The sequence below is a fragment of the Neorhizobium lilium genome (assembly GCF_004053875.1).
Lineage (GTDB): Bacteria > Pseudomonadota > Alphaproteobacteria > Rhizobiales > Rhizobiaceae > Neorhizobium > Neorhizobium lilii.
Genome location: NZ_SBIP01000002.1, coordinates 690524 through 704311, shown reverse-complemented (window position 1 = coordinate 704311; position 13788 = coordinate 690524). Strand labels below are relative to the sequence as shown.

Here is a 13788-nt window from a genome sequence, read left to right as displayed (position 1 = left end):
TCGTCAATAGAGGCCGATCGCGCGGTGCTTGATAACCGATCGGGTGCTGGTTGCCTGAGGCTTTTCCGACACCTCTTCCACCATGGCGGTGTCCGGCTGTGACTTGGTGATGGTAATGAAGTCGGTGCCGTTGCCCGTGTCCGGCCCAAGCCCCTGGTCGTTGATGGTGATCGAGGTGCCGTCGGTCATCGTGGTTTCGATCCGATCGCGGATGTCCTCCGGAATATCAATGCGGTCGAGGGCAGCCCTGGCGGAATCGGTCACCGAAGGCTCGTTCGCGACCTTGATCCGTAGCCGCTGCATCGTAGCTGCGGGAAGCTCGTTCGGCAGTGTGATGGCATGCCATTCCGCCGTCTCGTCCTGCCGGTCCACTTTATCTGCGGTAATAAGATGCGTCCCGAGCGCGATTTCCGGGTCTTTGATGCCGACCGCAGCCTCGAACAGCGGCTTGAAGTTCTGCCGCACCATGATCTGGCCTGCCGGCGGCTTTGGCTGCCCTGCGGCTGCATAGAGCGTATCGATGAATTCGGCGCTGACCAGGGTTCCTTTTGTGGAAAGGTTCTTCCAACGCTTGAAGCCGGCAATCGCATCTCGAGTCATCGGACCGGCAAAACCATCGCTGCCGCCGGTGTCGAAGCCAAGCTCCTCAAGAAGGACCTGGGCGTCCATCAGCGTCTCGCGGTCGCCGCGGCGCGTGATGAGAATGCGCAATGGCGCCCCATTCGGGTCGGCGTCGGCGGTTTCCGGATATGATGCCGGCGGTGCCATCGGCTGCGCGGGAGCTGTGTCGTGCACGATGGCCGGATTGTCCGGCGTCACGTTCATGGCCACTTCCACCGGTTTTCCGCGTGCGCGGATGGAGGACGTCCGAAGTTGCGTATCGGACAATAGTGGCCCGCTCGGCAGCGGCTTGTGTGGCTGGAACAGGGTGACGTCCTCGATCCGCTCCGGCACGACGGGCGCATCGGTCACAATCACATGGGCTCCGGCTTCGGTCATCCGGTAGAGCGACAGAGCGAAGGCCTTTGGCAGGCGGATGCAGCCATGGGAAGCCGGATAATTCGGCACGACGCCTTCATGCAGCGCGATGCCCGACCAGGTCAGCCGCTGCATCCAGGGCATGGGTGCGTTCGAATAGATGTTCGACTCGTGGTATTTTTCCTTGGCAAGAATGGAAAATATTCCTCCGGGCGTCGTATGTCCGGCCTTGCCGCTCGACACCTTGGATGTCGCGATCACGGTTTCGCCGTCATAAACAACCAGCGACTGTTTTTCCTTGGACACGATGATCTGCAGCGCGCGGGGATTTTCCGCGAAAGCTGCATGCGACAGCATGGTCGCCGACAAGAGACTGAAACCGAAAACCAGGCGACTCAACATTCACCGACCCCATACGCAATACACATCGGCCATTTTCAGCGATCGAGGTTTAAGGAAGGTTATTGTCGCGGCGAAAACATGCTTCAGATGGGGATGAAGCATCACATTTCATTGATCGCGGCGGCGGCTGCCAAAAGTGTAGCCGGTTTCCACCGCCGCCTTGCCGAACTTGTCCCTCAGCTTATCCATTGCGGCTTCCGCGGCCGCCCTTCGGCCTGCATTCTGGTCCACCAGATCTGGCGGATCCGCCAGCGCCGGATCACAAAGATCGGTAACGCCGATCCCGATCAGCCGGAACTTCGTGCCATCCGTTTCCTTCTCCAACAGCATCAGGCCCGTCCGGAAAATCCGATCCGCCAGTTGTGTCGGATCCTCCAGCCTTCGATTACGGGTACGGCTTTTGAAATCCGCACTCTTCATCTTCAAGACGACGGTATGGCCCGCAATGCCCTGCTTCTTCAGGCGTGCGGAAACCTTCTCCGAAAGCCGGCGCATGATAGGCACCAGGTCATCATAGCGCGAGATGTCGTCAAAAAAGGTCGTCTCGGCCGAGACACTTTTAGCGGGATCATTGGGATGCACCTCGCGATCGTCGATGCCGCGCGCCAAGCGATAGAGCCGCTGTCCCATAACGCCATAGCGCCGCATGAGCATAGCCTCGTCCATGGTCTGCAACTGGCCGATGGTGCGGATGCCGTCCGCCTCCAGGGTGCCGTTGAAGGCGCGCCCCACTCCCCAAATGGTCGTGACCGGCCGGGGAGCAAGAAATTCGACAGCTTCCTCGCGGCCGATCACCGAGAAGCCGCGAGGCTTCTGCAGGTCCGAGGCAACCTTCGCGAGGAATTTGCAATAGGAAAGACCGACGGAGATCGTGATTCCAAGTTCGTTCTCCACACGCTTGGTGAATTTCGCTAGGGTCCGGGCCGGCGGGTCCCGGTGCAGTTGCTGGGTGCCCGCGAGCTCGAGGAAGGCTTCATCGATGGAGAGCGGTTGCACGAGCGGCGTCAGGTCTTGCATCAGGGCGCGGACCTGCCGACCGACGCTCGCATACTTTTCCATATTGGGCGGGATGACGACCGCGTCAGGGCACAGCTCGAGAGCCTTGAACATGGGCATGGCGGATCGCACCCCGTTGATACGGGCTATGTAGCAGGCGGTGGAGACGACGCCGCGCTTGCCGCCGCCGATGATCACCGGCCGCTCGGCCAGCTCCGGATTGTCCCGCTTCTCGATCGTCGCGTAGAAGGCGTCGCAATCCACATGCGCCAGGGTGAGGTCGTAAAGTTCCTTGTGGGCAAGCAGCCGCGGGCTCCCGCAGTTGCGGCAGCGGCGGGTCTCGCTCTTCTGCTCCGCCAAGCAGTCGCGACAGAAAAAGGGTTGCCTTTGGGTTGCCGAGGTCATTGCCGGAACAAATGTTGAACACCGTCACCATAGCCATAGGGTGGACGAGTCTCAAGCAGCAACGGCGTAGAGGCCAGTGTTATGCAGGACGCGCATTTTGCCGGAAATGGGTGCGGATCAGTTCGGCTGCATGCGGCCAGTCCAGCGCACGGGCAACATCATCGGCAGCCTTGGGAGCAAGCATATGAAGGGCCGAATCCGGCATCATGTGCAGGATCAGGCATTCGGGCACATGGTCCTGCACCGACTGCAGGTTATGGACCATGTCATCGATGAAGACGCAGGGCAGGGGCCGTGTTCCATGCAGCTTTCGCAGGATCGGCCCCTTTGCTTCTTCGCTTGCAACCAGGGGAAACTCCAGCCCGAGCCTGTCGAGAAGCCGTCGCCTCTGCTCGCGGAAGCGTGGCGGCATGGCCGTCAGGAAGACGATGTCCGCCTCGCCGGAAAGGCTGCACAGCGTATCCACCACCTGTTCGAACGGAACCTGATGGCTCTCCTGGGCCTCGAAGAAAGCCTCGATCAACTGGCGCACGTCCTGATGCTCCAGTGCGACCTGAGTTTCGATCGAGACGATATTGCCGGTCAGGCGAAACGAGCGGGGGATGAGTTCATGGCCGCCGCCGCGCAGAAAATCCTGGAAGGGTGCTGCGAAGTGCAGAACGACGTCGTCCACGTCGCAGACAATGAGCGGTCTATCCGAAAGGCGGACATGCGACAGGTCGAGAATCTCACCCATATCAGTATTCGCCCGACCCGAAGCCCGGCTTCGTGTAATAGTGGGAGGCGGCCGCTACCGCTTCCGGCTTTGTTCCAGTTGCTTCGCAAAAGGCCATCAGCGTCGGTTCGTGGCCCATCAGGAAGTCGATCATGCCTGCCAGGAACTGCGGATCGGCGACGGCGTCACGCAATTGCTGAGGCTGAACTCCGGACAGCGCCAAGAAGCGGCCGAGCATTTCGGGATCACCGGCCAGCCAGCCAAGAACGGCCCCGGCGATCTCCTCGGCCTGTGCGGCCTCGTTGCGATTGCCGCTGTAATCCATCCGCATCGCCAATCGGTTACCTCTTTTTCAACTAAATGATCTTACCTTAGTTCGAACGCGGCTCTGGGAATCGACCACCCGGAGAACTTATATGCTGAACCCATGCTTGCAAGCCGCGATTTAAGGAACGAGTCTCCATGCCCAAACGGGTCATGATTGTCGAAGACAACGAGCTGAACATGAAGCTCTTCCGCGATCTCATCGAAGCGTCAGGCTATGAGACGGTCCAGACACGCAATGGCATGGAAGCGCTTGACCTCGCCCGCAAATATCGTCCGGACCTGATCCTCATGGATATTCAGCTTCCCGAGGTTTCGGGGCTGGAGGTCACCAAATGGCTCAAGGAAGACGACGAACTGCACGTCATTCCTGTTATTGCGGTGACCGCCTTCGCCATGAAGGGTGATGAGGAGCGTATCCGCCAAGGTGGCTGCGAAGCTTACGTCTCCAAGCCGATCTCGGTGCCGAAGTTTATCGAGACGATCAAGACCTATCTCGGCGACGCATGAAGGACCGGTCATGACAGCACGCATCCTCGTCGTCGACGATATCCCTGCCAACCTCAAGCTCTTGGAAGCCCGGCTGCTTGCCGAATATTTCGACGTGCTGACGGCCGACGATGGTTATAAAGCGCTGTCAATCTGCGAAAATACCTCTGTAGACGTCATCCTTCTCGACGTCATGATGCCGGGGATAGACGGGTTCGAGGTCTGCGAGCGCCTGAAGACCAATCCCCGCACCGCCCATATCCCTGTCGTCATGGTGACGGCGCTGGACCAGCCGTCGGACCGGGTTCGCGGCTTGAAAGCGGGTGCCGACGATTTCCTGACCAAGCCGGTCAATGACCTGCAGCTGATTTCGCGCGTGAAGAGCCTGGTGCGGCTGAAGACGCTCAGCGACGAATTGCGCATGCGCGCGGACACAGCCCATAACATCGTTCTGGAGGACATGCTGAAGGGCGTGGACGGGCGCGAAGAGGTGGGGCAGGTGCTGCTGGTGGATAGCCGTGCAAGCTCCCAGGAGCGCATCGTCCGTACGCTGAAGCCGGTTGCCCGAGTGACGGCCATGTCCGATCCCCAGGCGGCGCTGTTCGAAGCGGCTGAGAATCCGTTCGACCTTGTGATCGTCAATGCCGCCATCGACGAGTATGACCCGCTGCGACTCTGCTCGCAACTCCGCTCGCTGGAACGGACCCGTTTCCTGCCCATGCTCCTGGTTACCGAACTGGGGGCTGACGAGGTGGTCGTGCGAGCACTCGATCTCGGCGTCAACGACTATATCGTGCGGCCGATCGATCCGAACGAGCTGGTGGCCCGCACGCTGACCCAGATCAAGCGCAAGCGCTACAACGACCGGCTGCGCATGAGTCTTCGCCAGACGATCGAGCTTGCCGTCACCGATGCGCTGACCGGGCTCCACAACCGCCGTTATCTCGACAACCACCTCAAGGTGCTGTTCAACCGGGCCTCCGCCCGTTCACGTCCTCTTTCTGTTTGCATCACGGATATCGACCGGTTCAAGGCCGTCAACGACACCTATGGCCACGACGCTGGCGATGAGGTGTTGCGTGAGTTTGCGGCCCGGATACGATCGACCGTCCGAGGTGCCGATCTCGCTTGCCGATACGGTGGCGAAGAGTTCGTATTGGTGATGCCCGACACGGATGCCGTCTCGGCGGCGTCAATTGCCGAGCGGCTGCGCGACACGATCGAGCGCAGCCCCTTCCAGTTGAAGGCTGCAGGCGTCGCCATCAACATCACCGCGTCGCTCGGCATTTCGTCAAACATCATGGGGGCGGAAACCCCTGAGCAATTGCTGAAGCAGGCTGACCGGGCGCTCTACGAAGCCAAGAATGCTGGCCGCAACCGCGTGGTTGCCGCAGCAGCCTGATGGCGGGCAGGATAGATTAGGCTGTGCGATAAAGCACATGTGAGCAAGTGTGATGAAAAATTCACATGGTGACTGTCCGCGCTGCACGTTATCCTTAACAAATCGAAGCAAAACCTCCTTATCTGTCCGGATTTTAACCAACAAAGCAGACGGAACGTCGGCGCAGTTAAGATTACATTGATTTTATCATCGTTCTGCGCAATTTTGGCCCGGACGAAAACATCCCGAGAGGGATCAGGATACCCCATGATGCTCAGGTCCGCCGCATCTCCTGGGTCGTGGGGTCGGTCGACCGGCAGGCATACCAAAGCGGTTCCTCGTGCCGTGATTGCTTGTTGGTCGACCCCCAATCAAAAAACGCCGTTGTTATGAACAGCGGCGTTTTTTTGCGTTATCGAGACTCAGAAGCTTTTTCAACCACAAAAAGAAAAGGCGCCGGCCATCACAGCCTGCGCCTTTGCGGTAGACCCAAAGATCAAGGCTTACTTGATCTTTGTTTCCTTGAATTCGACATGCTTCTTGGCGACCGGATCGTACTTGGTCTTGGTCATCTTGTCGGTCATCGTACGGCTGTTCTTCGTCGTCACGTAGAAGAAACCGGTGTCAGCCGTGGACAGCAGCTTGATCTTGATGGTCGTAGCTTTCGCCATGGTGGTTTTGCCTCTGATAAAAATGAAGCCGCGGACGCGGAAGGGCCCACGGCGAAATCTGGCGCGAAATTACAAATCGCGGCCCAAAAGTCAACCGCGTTTCGGGTTAAAAACCACTCGGCAGACGGAAACCAGCACGTAAAGGCCGAAGAAGCTGGCCAGTGCCCAGGCAAATCCGTCATTTCCGGTGAGGTCGATGGCAGCGCCTATGCCTTGCGGACCGGCTACGGTGCCTACCGCATAGCAGAAAACGAAAGCCGCATTTGCGGCCGCGAGGTCCGAGCCCTTGAGTCGCGACCCAAGATGAGCAAGCCCTACCGTGTAGAGACCAGACACGCATCCACCCCAGAAAAACAGGACCACGGCCATCAGGGCCCAGCTCTCCACCAGGAAGGGGATGGCGAGGGCGCCGATCAGGCCGGTAACGGCCATGGCAGTCAGGAGCGGGCGCCGGTCGCGCAGGCGGTCGGAAACGATACCGAGAGGGATCTGGCACGCCATGTTGCCGATCCCCATGACGGTGAGGAGAAGGGCGGACTGCGCCTCGGTGAAGCCGGAGCGGTTTGCATAAATGGGAAACAGCGAAAGGCCGCCCGCCTCGACCGCACCAAAGACGAAGACGGCAACGGTTGCCGTCGGAACCAGCCATACATAACGCAGGAAGTGCTTCTGCGGCTTCTCGTCCAGCGCCGGGCTTTCGTTTCGTGCGATGTAGATGGGAATGGCTGCGACGAGAATGGCAGCCGCTCCTACCAGGAAGGGCAGGATGCCTTCGCTGCCGATGACCGAGAAGATCAGCGGTCCTATGGCAAAGCCGACGGATAGCACCGTGGCGTAGATGCCAAGCACCAGGCCTCGCCGACGCGGAGGCGCTGCGGCATTGATCCAGAATTCGGACAGGATGAACAGCGTGGTGATGCCGCCATGGAACACCACGCGGAGCGGAAACCACATCCAGAAGGCTGTAGCATAGTAGAAGCCCATGGCGGAGAAGGCCGAAACGAACACGGCTGCGAGCATTGTCGGCGCCACGCCGAATTTGTGAGCGAGCTTGGTGGTGACCGGCGCCGCTGCCATGGCGGCTATCCCGGCCATGGCGGAATTCAGGCCGATCAGCGTGGAAGAAATGCCGCGTTTCTCAAGGATGATACTGAGTAGTGGCAGGCCGAGACCGATCGCGATCCCAACCGCGCTGATGGCCGAAATGGCAGCAAACAGCGAGGGCCAGTGGATTTCTTCCGGATGCCCGTGGGCATCGAGCGTCGGCTGGGACATCAAACAATCCTTACGGTCGGCTGCGAACGGTGCGTCGATGGCACGTCGCGCGAGAAGGCAGGAGGCCTTCGAGCAAGGGAAATCGATCCATCTGTATTGGTCCTGGCTCCTGACCTCTGGCACTCTACCGCCGGAGCAGTAAAGCGCGGGAGTTTCAGACCATTATGCGCCCGCCTGTCAAGCCATTGGCGTTCAGGAGCCGTGCTGTCAGGTCCGACACGCTGGGCGCGAGGGCAGTTCTGCCTATGTAAAAAGGCGTGCCCATCCAAGCCGGATGGCCCCGTATTAGAACGGATAGCAGTCATTCGGCAGGTCCACCCCGCCCCGGATCGACGGCATCTTCGTCATGTCCGCCGAAGCCGTGCATGCGGCATGCCCATTGAAGCCCGATAACACCGCCCTTGACGGGTTGGATCGTCACAAGCGCCGCCAGCACCGCAAGCGGCGCCCAGATCGCCAGGTGGATCCATGAGGATGCTGGGAAGACCATGTCCGTCAGCAGATAGCCCGTCATCAGCACGTGTCCGACGATGACGATCACGATATAGGCGGGCAGGTCGTCGGCGCGCTGGTGGTGCAGATCCTCGCCGCAGACCGCGCATTGATCGACCGGCTTCAGGAAAGCCCAAAAAAGCAGTCCATCGCCGCAATGGGGACAACGTCCGAGCAAGCCTCGCTTGATCGAACGCCCGATCGGCCTTTCGGCCTGCTGGTTTCCGCCAAAGCTGACTGGCTGTTGCTGCTCTGCGCGCATCTTATCTCCCTCGACCGCTGCGGGGCGGTCGTGTGCCGGGTTTCCCCCGGCCGCCGGACCGGTCGCGGCGCCCCGCCTTATGGAAGGAGCGCATCCCGGCCGGCAGTTTCTTGCCTTCGCTCAGCATTGCAAACTGCAACGAGCCGGCCAGCGGCACCGCTGCGACCAACTTGACCTCGACGGTATCGCCGATCTGGTAGCCGAGCCCGCTTTTCTCTCCCGTCAGCGCCTGATGCGCCTCGTCGTAGATGAAATAGTCGTTGCCAAGCGTCGATATAGGGATGAAGCCATCGGCGCCATAGGTCGGCAGCGAGACAAAAAGTCCCGCCTTGGTGACGCCCGAGACGCGACCGTTGAACTCCTCGCCGATGCGGCCGCCGAGATGGTGGGCGATCAGCCGGTTGACCGTGTCCCGTTCTGCAGCCATGGCGCGGCGTTCGAAGGTGGAGATTTCGGCCGCGATATCGTCGAGCTGCGCTTCCTCGTCGGCGGTGATGCCGCCGTCTCCGAGCCCCAGCGATCCCACCAGCGCACGATGAACGATCAGGTCCGCATAACGGCGGATGGGGGAGGTGAAATGGGCGTATTTCATCAGATTGAGGCCGAAATGGCCGATATTGTCAGGACTGTAGACGGCCTGGCTCTGGGAGCGCAGCACCATCTCGTTGACCATAACCTGATGCGCCGTGTCCTGCGCCTTGGCCAGGATGCCGTTGAACGAGTTGGCGCGAACCTGCCCGCCCTTGGCCATGGGGATGCCGAGCGTGGCCAGAAACTCCCGCAGCGTCTCTTGCTTAGCGAGCGAAGGCGCGTCGTGCACCCTGTAGACCAGCGGCTGACGCTTCTTCTCCAGCGTTTCGGCGGCGCAGACATTGGCCTGGATCATCATCTCTTCGATGAGCTTGTGGGCGTCCAGACGCTCCGGCACGAAAACGCGATCCACCGTACCATCCGGCTTCAACAGGATCTTGCGCTCCGGCATGTCGAGTTCGAGCGGCTGGCGTCGTTCGCGGCCGAGCTTCAGGATGGCGTAGGCGTGCCATAGCGGCTTCAGGATCGGGTCGAGCAGCGGACCTGTCTTGTCGTCCGGCTTGCCGTCGATCGCCGCCTGAGCCTGTTGGTAGGATAGCTTAGCCGCACTCTTCATCATCACCCGGTGGAAGGTGTGGCTGGCCTTGCGGCCCTCTTTCGAGAAGACCATGCGCACGGCAAGTGCCGGCCGATCCTCGCCTTCGCGCAGCGAGCAGAGATCGTTGGAGATGCGCTCGGGCAGCATAGGCACAACGCGGTCAGGAAAGTAGACGGAGTTGCCGCGCCGCAGAGCCTCGCGGTCGAGCGCGGAACCGGTGCGGATATAAAGGGCCACATCGGCGATTGCGACCGTGACGATGACGCCATCCGGATTGTCGGGCGAAGGGTCAAGCTCCGCATAGACCGCATCGTCGTGATCCTTCGCGTCGGCCGGATCGATGGTGACCAGCGGCACGTGTCGCCAGTCTTCGCGGTGCGCCATGGTTGCCGCGCGCGCCGCTTCGGACTCGTCGAGCACGGGCTTGGGGAAGATGTGGGGGATGCCGTGCGCGTAGATGGCAATCATGGAGATCGCCTTTTCCGAGGCGACGGAACCGACGACAGACAGAACGCGGGCGCGGGGCAGGCCAAAGCGCCCGGTGCGGACGGTTTCCGCCTCCACGAGGTCGCCGACCTTGGCATCGCCCATGCCATCGGGTTCGATCACCATTTCCTCGCCGCGGCGCTCGACGGGCATTAGCCGCATCTCGCCATCGGCTAGCTGCTGCACGACGCCGAGCGACGCACCGCGCCGCTTGTCGATGACCTTGATGACGCGCGCCGTATAGGCTGGGCCTGTGCGGTCCTTGTTCGGAAAGATTTTTGCCAGGATGCGGTCGTTGAGGCCAGCCGCGGGCGTCTTGCCCTTGCCGCGATTATCCGACGACTGACGGATCAGGACGGCAGGCGCCACGCCCTGATCTTCCGGCCATTCCGCCGGACGACCGATCAGTTCGCCGTCCTTGTCGCGCGTGGTGATGTCGAGAACGGTAACCGGAGGCAGGGCGCCCGGGCGGGCCAGCGACTTGCGGTTCTTGGTAAGAAGACCTTCCTCCTCCAGAACCCGCAGGAGATCCTTCAGCTCGACTCGCGCCTCGCCCTTCAACCCGAAGGCCTTGGCGATCTCGCGCTTGGAGCCCTTGTCCGGATTGGCGGAAATGAACTCGAGCAAGGTATCGCGCGGAGGCACGACGCCCTGGATGATCACCGGCTTTTCACCTGCGCGCTCCCCTCTTTCGGCACGCTTCTGCTGGCGGTTGGATCTGTCTTGCGGTTCGTTCACGTGCCCGTCTTCTTCGCCTTGGGTGCAGCCTTCTTGACCGGAGCCTTCTTGGCGGCCGTCTTCGCCTTGGTGGCGGCCTTGGCCTTGGCAGGGCTTTTGGCCGTGTCGGCATCGGACTTGGCGGCAGCCTTCTTCGGCTTTGCCTTGGCCGGTGCCGCCTTGCCGCCTTTTTCGATGATGAAGGCCATGGCCTGTTCCATGGTCACCGACTGCGGATCGAGCCCCTTGGGCAGGGTCGCGTTGATCTTGCCCCAATTGACGTAGGGGCCGTATTTGCCATCGCGTACGGTGATCGAACCGCCATCGGGATGATCGCCGAGTTCCTTGAGGGCCGCCGGCGTTCCCCGGCCTCGGCCACCCCCTGCTGCCATCTTGCTCTGCTTTTCCGCAAGCACGGTGACGGCGCGATTGAGGCCGATGGAAAACACGTCTTCGACAGTTTCCAGATTGGCATAGGTTCCGTCATGCAGCAGGAAAGGTCCATAACGGCCGAGGCCTGCGGAAATCATCTTGGCCGATTCCGGATGCTTGCCCACGTCGCGCGGAAGGCCGATCAGCGCCAGCGCTTTTTCATAGTCGATGTCTTCCGGCTTCCAGCTTTTCGGCAGCGAGGAGCGTTTGGCCTCCTTGCCATCGCCCCGCTGGACATAAGGCCCGAAGCGGCCCGAACGCAGCGTCAGCGGTTCACCCGTATGGGGGTCCTCGCCGAGTGCCTTCGGTTCGCTGAGGCCGGATGCATCCGCTTCTGCGCCGCCTTCCGAGGAAAGCTGGCGGGTGAAGTTGCATTCGGGATAGTTCGAGCAGCCGACGAAGGCGCCGTATTTGCCGAGCTTCAGCGACAGGTTGCCGGTGCCGCAGACTTGGCAGATGCGGGGATCGCTGCCGTCCTCGCGCTTGGGGAAGACCAGCGGTGCAAGGGCCTCGTTCAGCGCATCCAGCACGTTTGTAACGCGCAGTTCCTTGGTGTCCTCGATCTGCGCGAAGAAGTCCTTCCAGAATTCGCGCAGCACCTGCTTCCAGTCGAGTTCGCCGGCGGAGATCTTGTCGAGCTTTTCCTCAAGGTCGGCAGTGAAATCATACTCGACATATTTGGTGAAGAAGCTTTCCAGAAAGGCGGTGACCAGACGGCCCTTGGCCTGCGGGATCAGCTTGCGCTTGTCCATGGTCACATATTCGCGGTCACCGAGCGTCTTCAGCGTCGCGGCATAGGTGGAGGGACGGCCGATGCCCAGCTCTTCCATCTTCTTGATCAGCGAGGCTTCCGAGTAACGCGGCGGCGGTTCGGTGAAGTGCTGGCTCGCGTCAATCTTGCGCTTGTCGAGTTTTTCACGCGCGTTGATCGGCGGCAGGCGGCCATCGTCCTCGTCGTCCTCCGACTTCTCTGCGTCTTCACGGTTGTCCACGTAGGCGCCGAGGAAGCCGTCGAAGCGAACGACAGTGCCGACGGCGCGCAGCCCGGCCTTCTCGCCGCCATTGTCGGCGATGATCTCGACCGTGGTCCGCTCCATTTCGGCGGATGCCATCTGGCTGGCGATGCCGCGCTTCCAGACGAGTTCATAGAGACGGGCCTGATCGGCATCGACGTAACGGCGCACCTGATCCGGCGTGCGATTGAAGTCGGTCGGGCGGATGGCTTCGTGAGCCTCCTGCGCGTTCTTCGCCTTGGTGGAATAGAAGCGGGGCTTTTCCGGTAGATAGCGGTCGCCGAACTGATCGACGATGGCAAGTCGGGCCGCCTCAACGGCTTCGGGCGCCATCTGGACGCCGTCGGTACGCATATAGGTAATGAGGCCGACGGTCTCACCGCCGATATCGACGCCTTCATAGAGCCTCTGAGCAACCTGCATGGTGCGGGAGGCATTGAAGCCGAGGTTGGAGGATGCCGCCTGTTGCAGGGTCGAGGTAGTGAAGGGCGGGCCTGGATTGCGCTTGACCGGCTTTGCCTCGACCGTGTCCACCGTATAGGTAGAGCCTTCCAGCAGAGCCTTCAGACGGTGCGCGTCGTCGCCTGTCTTGATGCCACGGTTCTGCAGCCGCTTGCCGTCGGCGGACACCAGGCGTGCTTCGAACTCGTCGCCACGCGGCGTGCGCAGCAGGGCGGAAAGGTTCCAGTATTCTTCCGAGACGAAGCGCTCGATTTCGTTTTCCCGGTCGCAAACGAGTCGCAGCGCGACAGACTGGACGCGGCCGGCCGAACGGGCACCGGGAAGCTTGCGCCACAGAACCGGGGACAGGTTGAAGCCGACCAGATAATCGAGTGCACGGCGCGCAAGATAGGCGTCTACCAGCGGCACGTCGATGTCGCGCGGGTTCGCCATGGCGTCCAGCACCGCCTTTTTGGTGATGGCGTTGAAGACGACACGCTTGACGGGCTTTTCACCGATGACGCGCTTCTTTTTCAGAAGGTCGAGCACGTGCCAGGAAATCGCTTCACCCTCGCGATCAGGGTCGGTCGCCAGGAAGAGACCGTCGGAGTTCTTCACCGCATCTGCGATTTCCTTCATGCGTTTCTGCGACGCGGGATCGACCTCCCAGGACATTTCGAAATCCTGGTCGGGAAGCACGGACCCGTCCTTTGCAGGAAGATCGCGCACGTGGCCGAAAGAGGCGAGAACCTTATAGCCTGGGCCAAGATACTTATTGATCGTCTTGGCTTTGGCTGGAGATTCTACAACGACAACATTCATTTTGCTTCTCTGGGGATAGAGGCTTGCTCTCAAGTACGGGTACTGGAGCAGAAATCTTGGCCTCTCGACATGGAGGCCGTTTCGCCCGCGGTCAAGAGCCCATCGCAATTTAGGCGGCACAACGCGATACAACCCAAGGATTTAATGCGAAAGGTTGCAATCATAAATAAAAAGGTTATCGTCCGCCTGTCGGTTTAAAGTGAAATAAATTGGACTACCAACCTCTTTCTATGGGAACGCATTATGGTCTCCTTAAGTCAAACTCAGAGCAGGCGTGAGGACAGTCAGCAGGAAAGCATATCTTATATTAGACAGATGCTCGGAGAGCTTCGGCAGGTTGCGCTAGGCGAGGGGGCCG

11 protein-coding genes are annotated in these 13788 nt (G+C 60.6%); 2 read left to right on the top strand and 9 right to left on the bottom strand.

Features of this window, described 5'->3' with window-relative positions; translation table 11 throughout:
• Positions 1-3: 3 nt before the first annotated feature.
• The 4 genes from EPK99_RS09565 to EPK99_RS09550 all read right to left on the bottom strand — a co-directional run bounded on the left by EPK99_RS09565 (position 4) and on the right by EPK99_RS09550 (position 3827).
• Complete coding sequence (locus EPK99_RS09565) at positions 4-1380, bottom strand: L,D-transpeptidase family protein (RefSeq protein ID WP_128442799.1); 1377 nt, start codon at positions 1378-1380, stop codon at positions 4-6.
• Positions 1381-1488: 108 nt separating this feature from the next.
• Positions 1489-2781 (bottom strand): DNA polymerase IV, encoded by a 1293-nt coding sequence (locus EPK99_RS09560; protein ID WP_128442798.1) that lies wholly within the window; start codon positions 2779-2781, stop codon positions 1489-1491.
• A 79-nt stretch (positions 2782-2860) separates the two neighbouring features.
• The gene (locus EPK99_RS09555) at positions 2861-3517 is read right to left on the bottom strand and encodes a hypothetical protein (protein WP_128442797.1); all 657 of its coding nucleotides are present in this window, start codon (positions 3515-3517) and stop codon (positions 2861-2863) included.
• 1 nt (position 3518) lies between these two features.
• The gene (locus tag EPK99_RS09550; RefSeq protein WP_128443385.1) at positions 3519-3827 is read right to left on the bottom strand and encodes a DUF3572 domain-containing protein; all 309 of its coding nucleotides are present in this window, start codon (positions 3825-3827) and stop codon (positions 3519-3521) included.
• A gap of 131 nt (positions 3828-3958) precedes the next feature.
• Between EPK99_RS09550 and EPK99_RS09545 the strand changes: the two genes are divergently transcribed.
• Complete coding sequence (locus EPK99_RS09545) at positions 3959-4330, top strand: response regulator (protein WP_128442796.1); 372 nt, start codon at positions 3959-3961, stop codon at positions 4328-4330.
• Positions 4331-4340: 10 nt separating this feature from the next.
• Positions 4341-5711, top strand: coding sequence for a PleD family two-component system response regulator (locus EPK99_RS09540; RefSeq protein ID WP_128442795.1), 1371 nt, complete (start codon positions 4341-4343; stop codon positions 5709-5711).
• A gap of 482 nt (positions 5712-6193) precedes the next feature.
• Here EPK99_RS09540 and rpmG read toward each other — a convergent pair whose 3' ends face one another.
• From rpmG to topA, 5 genes are all read right to left on the bottom strand, one after another.
• Entirely contained in the window at positions 6194-6361 is a 168-nt protein-coding gene (gene rpmG / locus EPK99_RS09530) for a 50S ribosomal protein L33 (protein ID WP_003547442.1), read from the bottom strand.
• Between the two features lie 90 nt (positions 6362-6451).
• On the bottom strand, positions 6452-7636 hold the full coding sequence (locus EPK99_RS09525) for an MFS transporter (RefSeq protein WP_128442793.1): 1185 nt from the start codon (positions 7634-7636) through the stop codon (positions 6452-6454).
• A 301-nt stretch (positions 7637-7937) separates the two neighbouring features.
• Positions 7938-8390, bottom strand: a complete 453-nt coding sequence (locus EPK99_RS09520; RefSeq protein WP_128442792.1) for a DUF983 domain-containing protein — start codon at positions 8388-8390, stop codon at positions 7938-7940.
• A 1-nt stretch (position 8391) separates the two neighbouring features.
• Positions 8392-10743 (bottom strand): ribonuclease R, encoded by a 2352-nt coding sequence (rnr, locus tag EPK99_RS09515; protein WP_128442791.1) that lies wholly within the window; start codon positions 10741-10743, stop codon positions 8392-8394.
• Positions 10740-13430 carry a type I DNA topoisomerase gene (gene topA, locus EPK99_RS09510; RefSeq protein ID WP_128442790.1) on the bottom strand — a complete coding sequence of 897 codons (2691 nt, stop codon included), beginning with the start codon at positions 13428-13430 and terminating at the stop codon, positions 10740-10742. The genes rnr and topA overlap by 4 nt, the downstream gene beginning before the upstream one ends.
• Positions 13431-13788 lie beyond the last annotated feature (358 nt).

Coding starts and splice junctions, on each gene's coding strand:
- EPK99_RS09565 (WP_128442799.1), bottom strand. CDS start 1,380: ATGTTGAGTCGCCTGGTTTTCGGTTTCAGTCTCTTGTCGGCGACCATG.
- EPK99_RS09560 (WP_128442798.1), bottom strand. CDS start 2,781: ATGACCTCGGCAACCCAAAGGCAACCCTTTTTCTGTCGCGACTGCTTG.
- EPK99_RS09555 (WP_128442797.1), bottom strand. CDS start 3,517: ATGGGTGAGATTCTCGACCTGTCGCATGTCCGCCTTTCGGATAGACCG.
- EPK99_RS09550 (WP_128443385.1), bottom strand. CDS start 3,827: ATGCGGATGGATTACAGCGGCAATCGCAACGAGGCCGCACAGGCCGAG.
- EPK99_RS09545 (WP_128442796.1), top strand. CDS start 3,959: ATGCCCAAACGGGTCATGATTGTCGAAGACAACGAGCTGAACATGAAG.
- EPK99_RS09540 (WP_128442795.1), top strand. CDS start 4,341: ATGACAGCACGCATCCTCGTCGTCGACGATATCCCTGCCAACCTCAAG.
- rpmG (WP_003547442.1), bottom strand. CDS start 6,361: ATGGCGAAAGCTACGACCATCAAGATCAAGCTGCTGTCCACGGCTGAC.
- EPK99_RS09525 (WP_128442793.1), bottom strand. CDS start 7,636: ATGTCCCAGCCGACGCTCGATGCCCACGGGCATCCGGAAGAAATCCAC.
- EPK99_RS09520 (WP_128442792.1), bottom strand. CDS start 8,390: ATGCGCGCAGAGCAGCAACAGCCAGTCAGCTTTGGCGGAAACCAGCAG.
- topA (WP_128442790.1), bottom strand. CDS start 13,430: ATGAATGTTGTCGTTGTAGAATCTCCAGCCAAAGCCAAGACGATCAAT.